This is a genomic window from Bacillus sp. SIMBA_074 (assembly GCF_046534555.1).
Classification (GTDB): Bacteria; Bacillota; Bacilli; order Bacillales; family Bacillaceae_G; genus Bacillus_A; species Bacillus_A mycoides.
The window spans coordinates 1-453 of the sequence record NZ_JAWRYM010000116.1; the positions used below are offsets into that span (position 1 = coordinate 1).

The following is a 453-nucleotide window of genomic DNA, read 5'->3' on the forward strand; positions in this document are numbered from 1 at the left end:
CTTGAAAAAGATGACATAGAAAATTCCTATTGGAACTGTGAAAATGGTGGAATACTTTTCCTTGAAAGCCGCTAATGAACAGTTCACAATTGTTTCAAAAAAGATTGATTGCAGATAGGAGGAAATTACGGTTGAAAAAACGAATATTACTCATTATTGGACTAGCCTCGATAATGATGTTGTTAGCAGGGTGTACGGAAATTAAAGAACCTATTACTGCGGAAAGTGAAGGTTTTTGGAATTCATACATTGTCTATCCATTATCAGCCCTGATCATTTGGCTTTCTGAAGCATTTGGCGAGAACTATGGTTTGGGACTCATCGGTGTTACATTAATCATTCGCTTAGCATTACTTCCACTAATGATCAAACAGGTGAAAAGCTCGAAAGCTATGCAGGCCATTCAGCCTGAGATGAAAGAACTTCAAGCAAAATACAGCTCAAAAGATGCTG

The 453-nt window shown here is 37.5% G+C and carries 1 protein-coding gene; it reads left to right on the top strand.

Annotated elements, in window-relative coordinates; translation table 11 throughout:
* Positions 1-131: 131 nt before the first annotated feature.
* Positions 132-453 (top strand): YidC/Oxa1 family membrane protein insertase (locus SB773_RS30095; protein ID WP_410593848.1); only part of this gene is annotated, 322 nt, incomplete at its 3' end.